The following is a 14,279-nucleotide window of genomic DNA, read 5'->3' as shown; positions in this document are numbered from 1 at the left end:
GGCGGCCTACTTCTTCTTGATTGCGGGCCCGAAGACACCCTCGGGAATGACGCCCGCACCGACGATCGTCTCGCGCCACGGCGTCGCGAGCGAAACCAGCCGAGCGGCACCGTCCTCGCCGAGGGCGGCCCACGGTGCAACTGCGAGGTCGTTGGTGATGTCCTCGACCAACGTACGGAGATCCTTCCCGTCCTGGGTCAGCGCACCGTCGGACGAGAGCAACTCTCGGTCGGCCAGAGACGCGACCGCCCCGTCCCACTGCTCGGTCGACCATCCGCGACGCTTGCGCGCGAACTCCTTCTCGAAGCCGTAGCCGGTGGCGGTATGGGTGATGAGCGCTTCGAGACCGCTCAGGCCCGCCGTCTGCAGCGCCGCGATGTGGCCGTCACCGCGGTATTCGCGGATCAGAGTCAGGGCGTGCCACAGCACCAGGTGCGGAGCCGTCGGCCAGTCGAGCTCGGCGTACGCGGCGTACAGGGGTCGACCGTCGTCACCGGGAATTCCACGGGCCGCGATCGATGCCAGGTCGGCGGCCTCGGCCATGTCCGTTGACGTGAGAACCTCCGGGCCGAGCAATCGACCGAAGGCGGCATCGAGAGTGGCGTACCGGATGGCCATGATCTCGTCGGGTGATGCGATGTCCCAGGCGGCCGGGATGAGCGGCGCCACCAGCTCTCGGTTGAAGTTGTAGAACGTCGCGGTGACGACACCTGCACCGACCCGGCCCAGAGGCGCTGCCCGGCCCGCGAAGTAGCAGGCCCGCGGCGGCAACCCGGTGGCGACGAGTGCGTCCTGCGTCTCCGGAAGGAAATAGGTCATCGAGTGGATCAGTTCGAGCGCGCGAGAGGTGCGGCCTGCGGTGGTTGCGTCCATCGCTGAACCGTATCCGAACCTATTTGAGGCCGGCCGCATCCATCCCGCGCAGTTCCTTCTTCAGGTCCTGGATCTCGTCGCGCAGTCGGCCGGCGAGCTCGAACTTGAGCTCGCGTGCGGCGTTCATCATCTGATCGGTCATGTTCTTGATCAGATCGGCCAGTTCGGCGCGCGGCATCGACGACACGTCCTGGCCCTCGTACACCCCGGTGCTGACCGACCGGCCCGCCTCGCCCTGCGCGCGTCGACCCCGGCTGGCGTTGCGACCGGACCCACCGACCTCCACGACCGACTCGGTGTCCTCGGCTTCCTGGTACACCTGGTCGAGGATGTCGGCGATCTTCTTGCGCAGCGGCTGAGGATCGACGCCTCTTTCCTTGTTGTACGCGATCTGCTTCTCGCGCCGACGTTCGGTTTCCTCGATCGCGTAGGTCATGGAGTCGGTCATCTTGTCCGCGTACATGTGGACTTCACCGGAGACGTTTCGGGCGGCACGTCCGATGGTCTGGATGAGGCTGGTACCGCTGCGGAGGAAGCCTTCCTTGTCGGCGTCGAGAATCGCCACCAACGAGACTTCGGGCAGGTCGAGACCCTCACGGAGCAGGTTGATGCCCACCAGTACGTCGTACTCCCCCAGCCGGAGTTGCCGGAGCAGTTCGACGCGGCGCAGCGTGTCGATGTCGGAGTGCAGGTAGCGGACACGAATGCCCAGTTCGAGCAGGTAGTCGGTCAGATCCTCCGACATCTTCTTGGTCAGCGTGGTCACCAGCACACGCTCGTCCTTCTCCGCGCGTTCCCGGATCTGGTGGACCAGGTCGTCGATCTGGCCCTTGGTCGGTTTGATGACGACCTGGGGATCGACGAGTCCGGTCGGACGAATCACCTGTTCGACGAACTCTCCCCCGGTCTGCCCCAGCTCGTACTTCCCCGGAGTTGCCGAGAGGTAGACCGTCTGACCGATCCGCTGAGTGAACTCCTCCCACGTCAACGGTCGGTTGTCGGTCGCGGACGGCAGGCGGAACCCGAAGTCGACGAGGTTGCGCTTGCGCGACATGTCGCCCTCGTACATCGCCCCGATCTGCGGCACCGTCACGTGAGACTCGTCGATGACGAGCAGAAAGTCCTCGGGAAAGTAATCGATCAGCGTTGCGGGCGCAGTGCCCGCCCCACGGCCGTCGATGTGCCGCGAGTAGTTCTCGATGCCCGAGCAGAACCCGACCTGCTTGATCATCTCCAGGTCGTATTGCGTCCGCATCCGAAGCCGCTGCGCCTCGAGCAGCTTTCCTTTGCCCTCCAGCTCGGCGAGCCGACCTTCGAGTTCGGCTTCGATGTCCTTGACGGCTCGCTCCATCCGCTCCGGACCGGCAACGTAGTGGGTGGCCGGGAAGATGCGCACCGAATCCACCTGCCGAACGATGTCGCCGGTGAGCGGATGGAGGTAGTACAGCGCCTCGATCTCGTCGCCGAAGAACTCGATGCGAATCGCCAGTTCCTCGTAGGACGGAATGATCTCGACGGTGTCACCGCGAACCCGGAACGATCCGCGGGTGAAGGCCATGTCGTTGCGGGTGTACTGCACGTCCACCAGCAGCCTCAGCAGCGCGTCACGCTGTACTTCGACGTTGACCTCCAGCTCGATCGACCGATCGACGTACGACTGCGGGGTACCGAGACCGTAGATGCACGACACCGACGCCACCACGACCACGTCGCGGCGCGAGAGCAGAGATGCCGTCGCCGAGTGCCGCAGCCGCTCGACGTCGTCGTTGATGGACGAGTCCTTCTCGATGTAGGTATCGGTCTGCGCGATGTACGCCTCGGGCTGGTAGTAGTCGTAGTAGGAGACGAAGTACTCGACTGCGTTGTTGGGCAACATGTCTCGCAGCTCGTTCGCCAACTGCGCAGCCAGAGTCTTGTTCGGTGCCATCACCAGAGTGGGGCGCTGCAGCTTCTCGATGAGCCAGGCCGTGGTGGCCGATTTACCGGTACCCGTGGCACCGAGAAGAACGACGTCCTTCTCGTCCGCCTTGATCCGCCGTTCGAGCTCGGCGATGGCGGTCGGCTGATCGCCGGCCGGCACGTGTTCGCTGACGACCTCGAACGCCGGTCCGGTGCGCTCGATGGCACCCACCGGACGGTGTTCGGAGTGCGCGACAACGGGATGTTCGGATGCAAACGCCATTACACAAGCGTAGACGCGACCACCGACAAGTTCCGTCGGGCAGACCCAGGACGTCGTTCCCGGTAGCTTCTACAGGCATGGTCGCTCACACGTCAGCCGGTGCGCACGCCGTCGTTCATGCCCCCAAGCACGAGACGTTCGACCTCGTCGCCAAGACGAACGTGGATCCCAAGGGGTTCGTCCGTGTCGTCGACGAATACCGCGTCGAGCCGTGGGGGTTGTACATGGCCCGACCCTCGGACCATGCCCACTTCGACTACCTCGAGTCCTGGCTACTGCCCGCTCTCGGGCTCCGCGCCTCGGTGTTCCATTACCTGCCGGCTCACGCGAGGGACCAGGACTACTACGTCGACATCGGCGAGTACACCGCCGGCACCACCGAGTGGACGTCCGTCGACCACTATCTCGACCTCAGTGTCCGCACCGGCCGTGATTACGACCTGTTGGACGTCGACGAACTGTTCGACGCTCGGGTGGCGCAACACCTCGACACCCCGACGGCCGAGCTCGCGCTGGCCAGATCTATCACGGCCATCGAAGGACTGACGCGGCACGACTACGACCTGAACGCGTGGCTCGCATCCGTCGGAATGCCCACCGAGTGGAACGGCAAGCCGTCCTGAGTCGGTCGACCCCGATTCACGCGGTCCAGTTCGACTGCTCCGCCCACTGCCATGCCCGACGGTATGCCACATCGAACCATGGGGCCTTCGCGTTCTCGTAGGCCTCGATCGCCGATCGGAAGTCGGTGATTCCGGCAGCGGCCTCGGAGGCGCGTCGCTTGATTCCGGCGTACTCGGTCGTGATGCTGTCGTCCGCCCGCAGCCAGTCACGGAACAGTAGTGCGAATGTCTGATTCGGCCAGCCGTCCACCCGGATGTGCACGTTCGCCGGCCGGCCGGGGTCCGCGCTGCCGTGAAAACGCTTGGCCCACACGGCCGGATCCGCTTCGCCGCCGATTCCGTACGCGGGCTTCGGATGGTCGAAGTTGCTCGCCTCTCGTCGGGGGAACCCCGCCACACGCAGCTGCTCGGCGACGGAATCAGCGTCGTCGAGGCCTCGCACGGTGATCTGAATGTCGATGACATCCTTGGCGTCGAGGCCGGGCACTGCGGTGGATCCGATGTGATCGATTCGGACCGCTTTGTCCGCGCAGGCCAGGGCCAGGCGCGAGATGATGCGTCGGGCCTGCAACTCCCACGTAGGGTCGGCCGTCACCTGTTCCGGATGAACACGCGCGATGACTCCCTCCCTGATGTTGCGCTCGAAGGGAATCAGACGGTCGTTCCACAGGGCCCGGACGACGTCGTCGACGCTGCCCGGCTCACCGGTGTTGTCGATCCACACGTCTGCCGCGGCTCGGCGCGCATCATCGGTTGCCTGCGCTGCGATACGCGCGCGAGCGTCGGCCTCGGGCATACCTCGCTGTCCCGTGAGACGACGCACCCGCTCCTCGGCGTCGACCCACACGATGACCACGAGGTGGAAGAACGGGCCCATCGATCCCTCGACGAGGAGCGGAATGTCTTGCACCACTACGGCATCCGATGCTGCTCCGTCGATGATCTCGGCGGTGCGTTCACCGACCAACGGATGAACGATCGCGTTGAGTTTCTTGCGGGATTCCTCGTCGCCGAATGCTTTGGCCGCCAAGGCCGGACGGTCGAGCGAGCCATCGGGTGCGAGTATGTCGGCTCCGAAGGTATCCGTCAGGCGTTGCAGCCCAGGTGTTCCCAGCTCCACGACTTCACGGGCAAGTACATCGGAGTCGACGAGCACTCCCCCGAGTTCGGTCAGCACCTTGGCAACGGTCGATTTTCCGGCACCTATTCCACCGGTCAGTCCCAGTCTCAGCATGCACCCAGTCTGACACTCGAACACGCCGAAGCACACCAGCCTCAAATGCACCGGTTTCGGAGGCCGGTCGGTTATCTTCGACGAGCGCGACCTCGATGTGCCGACCCACAGCTATTGAAAAGGACACCCATGCGAAGCAATCAGATCCAACCGGGTCGGCACCGCCTTGGCATGGATGCAGGCGTTCATTGCATTCTCATCCCGGAAGTTGCCTCGGCGTTGGCCGACCACCGGCGTAACTGGTTCACCAACCTCCTGACCCCCGCCCGCCACAGCTTCGCCACCATGCGCAAGCGCACGGAGAGCGTCGGCCAGTGGAGTCCAGCCACCGCCGCGTAGTTCGCACTCCCCCTCCACCATGGGCCCGGTTCATCCGAACCGGGTCCATTGTCGTGTCCGCACGTTCTCTGCTCACCTGATTCGAACGAGAAAGCCCCGGTTCTCACGTGGAGAACCGGGGCTCGGTGTCACACCCTCACGGGTGGACCACTTCTATCAGGCGTTGCCCGACAGCTTCTCGCGAAGTGCAGCGAGCTGCGCATCGCTGGCCAGCGATCCACCGGTCGAGGCCGGAGCCGACGCTGCGGGAGCGTCGCCTTCTGCATCGGCGGGGGCCTGACCCGACTCGGAGGAGTAGTTGGTGTTGGCGGCTTCGGCAGCTTCGTCCTTGGCCGTCTTCTCCATCTGAGCGGTGTGCATCTTGTGGCGACGCTCTGCCTCGGCGTAGCGACCTTCCCACTCTTCACGCTGCTTCTCGTAACCTTCGAGCCATTCGTTGGTCTCGGAGTCGAAGCCCTCGGGGAAGATGTAGTTGCCACCCTCGTCGTACGAGTCGGCCATGCCGTACTTGGACGGATCGAACTCTTCTGCGTAATCCTCGTTGGCCTGCTTGAGGCTCAACGAAATCCGGCGACGCTCGAGATCGATGTCGATGACCTTGACGAGTGCGTCGTCGCCGACACCCACGACCTGGTCCGGAACCTCCACGTGGCGCTCGGCCAGCTCGGAGATGTGCACGAGGCCCTCGATGCCCTCTTCGACGCGCACGAATGCACCGAAGGGAACCAGCTTGGTGACCTTGCCGGGCACGATCTGGCCGATCGCGTGGGTGCGAGCGAACTGGCGCCACGGATCTTCCTGAGTTGCCTTGAGCGACAGGGAAACACGCTCGCGGTCCAGGTCGACGTCGAGAACCTCGACGGTGACCTCGGTGCCGACCTCGACAACCTCGGACGGGTGATCGATGTGCTTCCAGGACAGCTCGGAGACGTGCACGAGTCCGTCGACGCCACCCAGGTCCACGAAGGCACCGAAGTTGACGATGGAGGACACGACGCCCTTGCGGACCTGGCCCTTCTGAAGCTGGTGCAGGAACTCGCTGCGGACCTCGGACTGGGTCTGCTCGAGCCATGCGCGGCGCGACAGGACCACGTTGTTGCGGTTCTTGTCGAGCTCGATGATCTTGGCCTCGATCTCCTTGCCGACGTACGGCTGGAGATCGCGGACGCGACGCATCTCGACGAGCGAGGCGGGAAGGAAGCCACGAAGACCGATGTCGAGGATGAGTCCACCCTTGACGACCTCGATGACGGTGCCCTTGACGGCCTCGTCCTTCTCCTTGAGCTCCTCGATCGTGCCCCAAGCGCGCTCGTACTGAGCTCGCTTCTTGGACAGGATCAGACGGCCTTCCTTGTCCTCCTTGGTGAGGACGAGTGCTTCGATCTCATCTCCCACGGAGACGACCTCGTTGGGGTCGACGTCGTGCTTGATGGAGAGCTCGCGGGAAGGAATGACGCCTTCGGTCTTGTAACCGATGTCGAGTAGAACCTCGTCACGATCGACCTTGACGATGGTGCCCTCGACGATGTCACCATCGTTGAAGTACTTGATCGTGGCGTCGATGGCGGCGAGAAAATCCTCTGCGGAGCCGATATCGTTGACGGCTACCTGCGGTGAGGTTGTGGTTGAGGGCATGTGTTGAGTTGCTCCGGACGGGTTGGGTATCGGTTGATGGATGTTCGGTCGGACTTGGTGAAACGTGTGCAACACGAGCATCTTCGGCGAATCCGTTGACGGATCCGTATGCGCCGACGTCGAGAGAACCCGACCTGGGCGCAGCATGAACACACTCGCGTTGAACAGGGTACGCGATGCCGCAGTACCAGCACAAACCCGGTTAGAGTCGGCGTGTGACCGATCTTTCCACACCGTCGTCCACTCCCGGCCGCGGCCGAATCGATTCGGTCGCCAGCGACCGTGCGAGTCGTCTCTGGTGGGATTCCGACGCCGACAACTACCACCGTACCCACGGCGCGTTTCTCGGCGTGACGACCGAATCCGGGGAGTTCGTCTGGTGCCCGGAGGGACTGCACGAGGGCGACGTCCATCTGCTCGGTGACGTCGTGGGCAAGGACGTCCTCGAAGTGGGCTGCGGCAGCGCACCGTGCGCCCGCTGGCTCGGAGCTCAGGGTGCGCACGCCGTCGGCCTCGACATCTCGATGGGCATGTTGCAGCGCGGCGTCGACGCGATGAACACGGGCGGATCGACGGTTCCGCTGGTCCAGGCCAGTGCCGAGTCCTTACCGTTCGGCGACGAGCGGTTCGACATCGTCTGCTCGGCCTTCGGGGCGGTGCCGTTCGTCGCGGACTCCGCCAATGTGATGAAGGAGGTCGCGCGGGTACTGCGGCCGGGCGGGATCTGGGTGTTCGCGGTCAATCATCCGATGCGCTGGGTGTTCCCCGACGATCCCGGCGTCGGCGGTCTGACCGCGACGATTCCGTACTTCGATCGAACCCCGTACGTCGAGTACGACGCCGACGGGACCCCGAACTACGTAGAGCATCACCGCACGATCGGTGACCGTGTGCGCGAGCTGGTCGCCGCAGGTCTCGAGGTGCGCGACATCGTCGAACCGGACTGGCCGGAGTGGCTCGACCGTGAGTGGGGTCAGTGGAGCCCACTGCGCGGGCAACTCTTTCCGGGCACCGCGATCTTCAGCAGCCGCAAACCGCTCTGACCGAGAGCGCCGCGATCAGCGCCGGTGAACTCGGGCCTCGACGGCCTCGGTGAACGCACTGGTCGACGCCTGCCCGCCGAGGTCGGCTGTCGCGACCCCGGATTCGACCGTGGCGTCGACAGCGTGTCGGATCCTGCCTGCGGCCGCGGCCAACCGTTCGTCGCGATGCCGCGGCGCGAGCCACTCGAGCAGCATCGCCGCCGACAGGAAGAGCGCCGTCGGATTGGCACGGTTCTTGCCTGCGATGTCCGGGGCAGATCCGTGCGAGGCCTGCGCCATCGCCTGCGTTTCCGAGGAATTGATCGACGGCGCGGTGCCGAGCGACCCGGACAGCTCACCCGTCAGATCCGACAGAATGTCGCCGAACATGTTCTCGGCCACGATGACGTCGTAGTCCTCGCCCCGCCGAACCAGATGCGCCGCGAGCGCGTCGACGTGCTCCTCCGTCACATCGACGTGCGGGAACTGCTCTCCCACCGCGCGGCATGCATCACGGAACAGTCCCGTCGTCATCGACAGGACGTTGGTCTTGTGCACGATGGTCAGTTTCCTGCTGCGTCGCTCGGCCAGCGAGAACGCTTCACGTGCGATGCGTTCGCAGGCCGCGCGCGTGAACACTCCGACCGCCAAAGCCACATCGGGAGTTGGCATGAACTCCCCGCTGCCGACGAACATGTTGCGATCGGCATAGAACCCCTCGGTGTTCTCCCGCACGACCACCAGGTCCATCCGCGGGGACACCGCCCGTACGCCGGGCAGTGCCTTCGCCGGCCGGATGTTGGCGAACAGGTCGAAGTTCTTGCGAATTCGTCCGCCCGGGGTCAACTGCGATCGGAACGGTTCCGGATACGACGCGCTGTCGTGTGGTCCCAGAATCCAGCATTCGAGTGCGGACAGTTCTTCCAACGTGCTGTCGGGTATCGGCGTTCCGTGCTCGTCGATGGCACCGAGCCCCAGCGGCAGGTGCACCCAGTCGACGGCCGGTCCACCGGCGGCTGCGAGGGCTGCGTCGACCACCCGAATCGTTGCGGGAACGATCTCGTGGCCGATGCCGTCGCCGGTCATGGCTCCGATCCGTAGCGCCGTTGCATGGGGACCGTCCGTCTGAGACATCATGGCCTCCATGGTGCAGTCCGCAGAACTTCTCCTCGACTCCGGCCTCGACGCAGCGGTGCGCCGCGAGTGGGCGGCGCTGTCCGACGCTGGACTCCCGAGCCAGAACCGCCACCGCGGTGAGTCGAACCGCCCGCACGTCACCGTCGCGGTGGCGTCGTCGATGCCGGCCGCGGTGGATGACGGCGATGCGGTCCGCTTCGATCCGTTCGATGTGCGTCTCGGAGGGCTCGTCGTGTTCGGCGGGCGAGCGATCACCCTGGCCCGACTGGTCGTTCCGTCGAGCGAGTTGCTCGATCTGCACGCACGGCTGCACGAGGTCGTGGGCGAACGTTCGCTCGACCACCTCGAACCCGGCCGATGGACACCGCATGTGACGGTGGCCCGACGGTTGACGCCCGAGGAGGCAGGAGCGGCGGTGCGCCTGCTCTCGGCCGACGTCGACGATCTGGTCGGATCTGCGGTTGCGCTGCGCCGATGGGACGGCGAGGCCAAGCGCGAATGGCGGATCGGCTGAGGCCGGGCACCTCAGAACCGGAAATCGCCGAACTGGGTCACCTCCGCGTGGGTATCGGGAGCGAAGCCTGCAACCACGAGGGCGTCGAGGGCGAGCAACAACAACACAACTACCAATACAATTGTCATGCCGCTAGCTTCCAACCTGTGGAGAGCGCGCACGAGTGGCAGTAATGCCATATATCGACGACTTTCTGCCATACTGCTTTTCATGCTGAAACGAGTGGTTGTCGCGCTGATGCCGTTGACCGAACAGTTCGAGCTGGGCGTCGCCTGCGAGGTGTTCGGATTCGATCGCTCGGACGAGGGCCTACCCACCTACGACTTCTCCCTGATCGCAGGTGTCCCCCAACCGATCCGCACCCGCGTCGGTTACACCATCGACGTGCCACACGATCTCGACAGTCTCGACAGCGCCGATCTGATCATCATTCCGGCCGGTGGCACCGAAGCCGCCGAAGACGGTACCTATGTCTGCGGAGTCGGATACAACTCGTCCATCGAGCCGTTACTGGCCAAACTTCGCGCGGCCGTCGACCGGGGTGCCATGGTCGCCAGCCTGTGCAACGGCGCGTTCGTTCTGGGCAAGGCCGGCCTGCTCGACGGCCGCCCCTGTACGACGCATTGGCGGCATTCCGCTTTGCTGGCCGCGAAATACCCACTCGCGCAGGTCGATCCGAACGTCCTCTACGTCGACGACGGAAACGTGCTGACCAGCGCAGGCACGGCAGCCGGCATCGACCTGTGCCTGCACATCGTGCGCAAGTACCAGGGCAGCGTCGTGGCCAACGGGATCGCCCGCCGGATGGTCGTTCCGCCTCATCGCGACGGTGGCCAGGCTCAGTTCGTCACCAGTCCCCTGCCCGCCACTCGCACCGAGACGCTGGCTCCGCTGCTGGACTGGATGACCGAGAATCTCGACTCCGAGCTCACCATCGGTCGGTTGGCGGCGCGGGTGAACATGTCGGCGAGAACCTTTGCCCGCAAGTTCGCGGCCGAAACCGGAACCACACCCGCGCGCTGGCTCAACGACCAACGAGTACTGGCGGCGCAGCAGCTGTTGGAGAATTCAGATCTGCCGATGGATTCGATCGCCGAGGTGGTCGGCTTCGGAAATGCCGCCGCTCTGCGGCAGCACTTCGTGCGGTTGCGATGCACCACACCGAACTCGTACCGCCGCACGTTCCGTGCCGCACCTCAGCCCGCCTGACACGCCGCGCTCCGACCCGGCCGGGATGATTCCGGCGAGTAGCTGCGTTGAGACAATCCAGAAGCGCAATCAATCGAAAGGGACCGCGTGGCCACTCAGACTTTGACCCAGCAGAATTTCGACGAGATCGTGACGAACAACGACGTGGTGTTGGTCGATTTCTGGGCATCCTGGTGCGGACCGTGCCGCCAGTTCGCGCCGACGTTCGAGAAGTCGTCCGACGCACACCCCGACGTCGTGCACGCCAAGGTGGACACCGAGGCCGAGCAGGGGCTGGCAGCCGCAGCGCAGATCCAGTCGATCCCGACGATCATGGCGTTCCGCGAAGGAATTCTCGTGTACGCACAGCCAGGCGCACTGCCTGCACCTGCGCTCGAGGACCTCGTCGGTCAGATCAAGGCACTCGACATGGACGTCGTGCGCCAGCAGATCGCCGAGCAGGCTCCCGCAGCGGAGTAGCTCGTCACACAGAACGACGCGAAGGGCCGCTCACCGAGTTTTCGGTGAGCGGCCCTTCGCTGTGCCACGGGTTCGATCAGTGAGCCGGCCCGATTCAGTGAGCTGCGGCATCCCAGCTGCGGCCGGTACCGACCGACACTTCGAGCGGCACCGACAGTTCGATGGCCGAGGACATCTTGTCGCGTACCAGCGCCTCGACTTCCTCACGCTCGGATTCGACGACCTCGAGTACCAGTTCGTCGTGCACCTGCAACAGCATTCGTGACTTCAGCGTCGACTCCGCCAGCGATCGGTGCACGTCGATCATCGCGACCTTGATGATGTCTGCGGCGGTGCCCTGGATCGGGGCGTTGAGTGCGGCCCGCTCGGCGACCTCGCGGCGCTGACGATTGTCGCTGTTCAGATCGGGCAAATAGCGACGCCTGCCGTACAGCGTCGAGGTGTACCCCACCTTGCGCGCTTCCTCGACGGCGTTGCGCAGGTAGTCACGGACGCCACCGAAACGCGCGAAATACGCCTCCATCTGCTGCTTCGCCTCGTCGGTGGAGATCTTGAGCTGCGCGGCGAGACCGAATGCGCTCAGTCCGTAGGCCAATCCGTACGACATCGCCTTGACCCGACGACGCAGCTCGGGAGTGACCTCCTCGATCGGCACGCCGAACGCCCGGGCACCGACGAAACTGTGCAGATCCTCGCCGGTGTTGAACGCCTCGATCAGCCCTTCGTCGCCGGAGACGTGCGCCATGATGCGCATCTCGATCTGGCTGTAGTCGGCAGTGAGCAGGGTGTCGTACCCGGCCCCGACGACGAAGCCGTCCCGGATGTGGCGACCCGCCTCGTTGCGCACCGGAATGTTCTGCAGGTTCGGCTCGGTGGACGACAGTCGTCCGGTGGCCGCGACCGTCTGATTGAACGTGGTGTGGATACGTCCGTCGTCGGCAACGGACTTCAGCAGGCCGTCGACCGTCACCTTCATCCGCGTCGCGTCACGGTGATCGAGCAGGAACTTGAGGAACGGATGCTCGGTCTTCTCGAACAACCCTTGCAGCGCATCGGCATCGGTGGTGTACCCGGTCTTGGTCTTCTTCGTCTTGGGCATGTCGAGTTCCTCGAACAGCACCACCTGCAACTGCTTCGGTGACCCGAGGTTGATCTGCTTGTCGATCACGCCATACGCGGAGTTCGCGGCCTCGTCCACCTGAGCGGCGAATCCGGACTGCAGTGCGCGCAGGTGATCACCGTTCACGGCGATACCGGTTGCCTCGACATCGGCCAACACCGTCAGCAGAGGCAGCTCCATCTCGGAGAGCAGGGTGGTCGACTCGATGGCGGCGAGCTCGGCGTCCAGCGCATCGGCCAGGTCGATGACGGCCCGCGCCTTGAGAATCTCGCCCTCCGCGAACGCCGCATCTGCGGTGTCCTCGGCGTCGAGCAACGACATCTGACCTTCGCCCGCATCCTCCACCCGGAGTTCGCGTTTGAGGTAGCGCAACGACAGGTCGTCGAGATTGAACGATCGCTGACCGGGCCGAACCAGGTACGCCGCCAGGGCGGTGTCGGTGGTCAACCCGGCGAGGGTCCAGCCCCGCCCACGAACCGCATGCAGAGCCCACTTGGCCTCGTGCAGTGCCTTGGGTTGCGCCGGATCGGCGAGCCAGGCGGCGAGTGCCTGCTCGTCGGATTCGTCCAGAGCGGTCGTCGTGACGAACGCACCCTCACCGTCGGCCGCGGCGATCGCCACCGACGTCGCGTCGCTGTCGAACGGCCGACGCGGGCCGAGGACCGACAGCCCGCTCCGCCGGCCGTCGGCTGCGTGTTCTGCCAGCCACGCGGCCAGTTCGCCCGGCGCGACGATGCCACCGCGGACGTCGAACCCTTCCTCCGCCTCGGGTTCGACCGACGCGAGAGTCTCGAACAACCGGTCCCGCAGAATGCGGAATTCCAGATCGTCGAACAGGGCGTGGATCTTCTCGCGGTCCCACGGAGCGAGTTCGAGCTGATCGGGGGTGTACGGCAACGGCACATCGCGCACCATCTCGGTGAGCTCGCGGTTGAGCACCACGCTCGACAGGTTGGCGCGCAGTGCATCTCCCACTTTGCCCTTGACCTTGTCCACGTTGTCGACGAGCGCGGTGAGGGAACCGTATTCGATGATCCACTTGGTGGCCGTCTTCTCGCCGACCCCGGGAATGCCAGGAAGGTTGTCGCTCGGGTCTCCGCGCAGGGCCGCGAAGTCCGGGTACTGCGAGGGCGTCAACCCGTACTTGGTGGCGACCTCGTCGGGGGTGAAGCGAGTCAGATCCGAGACGCCTTTGCGCGGATACAACACCGTGACGTTGTCGGTCACCAGTTGCAGCGCATCGCGGTCGCCGGTGACCACCAGAACGCGGTAGCCCAGCGCCTCCGCCTGGGTCACGAGAGTGGCGATGATGTCGTCTGCCTCGAAGCCCGCCTCTGCCATCACCGGGATACCCATGGCCCCGAGTACGTCCTTGGTGATGTCGACCTGGCCGGCGAACTCGTCCGGCGTCTTGCTGCGGTTCGCCTTGTACTCGGGGAACCGCTCGGCGCGGAAGGTCTGCCGAGAGACGTCGAACGCCGCCGCGATATGCGTCGGTTTCTCGTCCCGCAACAGATTGATCAACATCGAGGTGAACCCGTAGACGGCGTTGGTCGACTGGCCGCTGGTGGTCTTGAAGTTGTCCGCAGGCAATGCGAAGAATGCCCGGAACGCCATCGAGTGGCCGTCGATGAGCAGCAACGTGGGCCGCTCCCCGCCCGCTTTCGCATCGGTCTCGGCTGCCGGCGCTGCACTTTTCTCCGTTACTGGGCTCACGATTGATCAGTCTAGGGAGCCGGTCCGACAACTCGTAGCCGGATGCAGGTGCCACGACGCGAACGCACTCACGGCTCGCGTCGCGCACCGCGAAACACAACCGATACTTTCCGGAAATCTCAGTCGCCGATTTTGCGTCGTTTCAGCGGATAGAGTCCGACAATTGCAGTAAATCCCCAACCCGTGACTCAACGACAACCGTCCGGAGGACGTGCG

12 protein-coding genes are annotated in these 14,279 nt (G+C 64.7%); 6 read left to right on the top strand and 6 right to left on the bottom strand.

Features of this window, described 5'->3' with window-relative positions; all coding sequences use genetic code 11:
• Window positions 1–6: 6 nt before the first annotated feature.
• Entirely contained in the window at window positions 7–873 is an 867-nt protein-coding gene (locus ABZ677_RS07175; protein ID WP_037192644.1) for a hypothetical protein, read from the bottom strand.
• 19 nt (window positions 874–892) lie between these two features.
• Window positions 893–3,055 carry an excinuclease ABC subunit UvrB gene (gene uvrB, locus ABZ677_RS07170; protein WP_037192646.1) on the bottom strand — a complete coding sequence of 721 codons (2,163 nt, stop codon included), beginning with the start codon at window positions 3,053–3,055 and terminating at the stop codon, window positions 893–895.
• Between the two features lie 77 nt (window positions 3,056–3,132).
• Here uvrB and ABZ677_RS07165 point away from each other — a divergent pair, with 77 nt between their 5' ends.
• Entirely contained in the window at window positions 3,133–3,678 is a 546-nt protein-coding gene (locus tag ABZ677_RS07165) for a DUF402 domain-containing protein (protein ID WP_037192648.1), read from the top strand.
• Between the two features lie 16 nt (window positions 3,679–3,694).
• Here ABZ677_RS07165 and coaE read toward each other — a convergent pair whose 3' ends face one another.
• Window positions 3,695–4,912 carry a dephospho-CoA kinase gene (gene coaE / locus ABZ677_RS07160; protein ID WP_358367755.1) on the bottom strand — a complete coding sequence of 406 codons (1,218 nt, stop codon included), beginning with the start codon at window positions 4,910–4,912 and terminating at the stop codon, window positions 3,695–3,697.
• 129 nt (window positions 4,913–5,041) lie between these two features.
• Here coaE and ABZ677_RS07155 point away from each other — a divergent pair, with 129 nt between their 5' ends.
• Window positions 5,042–5,251, top strand: a complete 210-nt coding sequence (locus tag ABZ677_RS07155; RefSeq protein ID WP_032394307.1) for a hypothetical protein — start codon at window positions 5,042–5,044, stop codon at window positions 5,249–5,251.
• Window positions 5,252–5,407: 156 nt separating this feature from the next.
• Here the strand turns inward: ABZ677_RS07155 and rpsA are convergent, their stop codons facing one another.
• Complete coding sequence (rpsA, locus tag ABZ677_RS07150) at window positions 5,408–6,886, bottom strand: 30S ribosomal protein S1 (RefSeq protein ID WP_027497255.1); 1,479 nt, start codon at window positions 6,884–6,886, stop codon at window positions 5,408–5,410.
• Window positions 6,887–7,101: 215 nt separating this feature from the next.
• Between rpsA and ABZ677_RS07145 the strand changes: the two genes are divergently transcribed.
• Window positions 7,102–7,929: a class I SAM-dependent methyltransferase gene (locus ABZ677_RS07145; protein WP_037192652.1), complete on the top strand. Its 828-nt coding sequence runs from the start codon at window positions 7,102–7,104 to the stop codon at window positions 7,927–7,929.
• 15 nt (window positions 7,930–7,944) lie between these two features.
• On the opposite strand, the gene ABZ677_RS07140 is transcribed toward ABZ677_RS07145, so the two are convergent.
• Window positions 7,945–9,042, bottom strand: a complete 1,098-nt coding sequence (locus ABZ677_RS07140) for an isocitrate/isopropylmalate family dehydrogenase (protein WP_358367843.1) — start codon at window positions 9,040–9,042, stop codon at window positions 7,945–7,947.
• A gap of 10 nt (window positions 9,043–9,052) precedes the next feature.
• Between ABZ677_RS07140 and ABZ677_RS07135 the strand changes: the two genes are divergently transcribed.
• The 3 genes from ABZ677_RS07135 to trxA all read left to right on the top strand — a co-directional run bounded on the left by ABZ677_RS07135 (window position 9,053) and on the right by trxA (window position 11,227).
• Entirely contained in the window at window positions 9,053–9,559 is a 507-nt protein-coding gene (locus ABZ677_RS07135; RefSeq protein ID WP_358367750.1) for a 2'-5' RNA ligase family protein, read from the top strand.
• Between the two features lie 210 nt (window positions 9,560–9,769).
• Entirely contained in the window at window positions 9,770–10,768 is a 999-nt protein-coding gene (locus ABZ677_RS07130) for a helix-turn-helix domain-containing protein (RefSeq protein ID WP_094635400.1), read from the top strand.
• 87 nt (window positions 10,769–10,855) lie between these two features.
• Complete coding sequence (gene trxA, locus ABZ677_RS07125; RefSeq protein WP_037192657.1) at window positions 10,856–11,227, top strand: thioredoxin; 372 nt, start codon at window positions 10,856–10,858, stop codon at window positions 11,225–11,227.
• 94 nt (window positions 11,228–11,321) lie between these two features.
• On the opposite strand, the gene polA is transcribed toward trxA, so the two are convergent.
• Window positions 11,322–14,063 (bottom strand): DNA polymerase I, encoded by a 2,742-nt coding sequence (gene polA / locus ABZ677_RS07120; RefSeq protein WP_037192659.1) that lies wholly within the window; start codon window positions 14,061–14,063, stop codon window positions 11,322–11,324.
• Between the last annotated feature and the right edge of the window lie 216 nt (window positions 14,064–14,279).

The organism is Rhodococcus sp. NPDC006774 (assembly GCF_040636045.1).
Classification (GTDB): Bacteria; Actinomycetota; Actinomycetes; order Mycobacteriales; family Mycobacteriaceae; genus Rhodococcoides.
The sequence above is the reverse complement of the archived record's forward strand: the minus strand, read 5'-3'. Positions and strand labels throughout refer to the sequence as shown.

What these genes read in the sequence shown, in the direction of transcription:
- coaE (WP_358367755.1), bottom strand. Translation starts at nt 4,912, where the DNA reads ATGCTGAGACTGGGACTGACCGGTGGAATAGGTGCCGGAAAATCGACC.
- rpsA (WP_027497255.1), bottom strand. Translation starts at nt 6,886, where the DNA reads ATGCCCTCAACCACAACCTCACCGCAGGTAGCCGTCAACGATATCGGC.
- ABZ677_RS07155 (WP_032394307.1), top strand. Translation starts at nt 5,042, where the DNA reads ATGCGAAGCAATCAGATCCAACCGGGTCGGCACCGCCTTGGCATGGAT.
- uvrB (WP_037192646.1), bottom strand. Translation starts at nt 3,055, where the DNA reads ATGGCGTTTGCATCCGAACATCCCGTTGTCGCGCACTCCGAACACCGT.
- ABZ677_RS07165 (WP_037192648.1), top strand. Translation starts at nt 3,133, where the DNA reads ATGGTCGCTCACACGTCAGCCGGTGCGCACGCCGTCGTTCATGCCCCC.
- ABZ677_RS07130 (WP_094635400.1), top strand. Translation starts at nt 9,770, where the DNA reads ATGCTGAAACGAGTGGTTGTCGCGCTGATGCCGTTGACCGAACAGTTC.
- ABZ677_RS07140 (WP_358367843.1), bottom strand. Translation starts at nt 9,042, where the DNA reads ATGTCTCAGACGGACGGTCCCCATGCAACGGCGCTACGGATCGGAGCC.
- ABZ677_RS07135 (WP_358367750.1), top strand. Translation starts at nt 9,053, where the DNA reads ATGGTGCAGTCCGCAGAACTTCTCCTCGACTCCGGCCTCGACGCAGCG.
- ABZ677_RS07175 (WP_037192644.1), bottom strand. Translation starts at nt 873, where the DNA reads ATGGACGCAACCACCGCAGGCCGCACCTCTCGCGCGCTCGAACTGATC.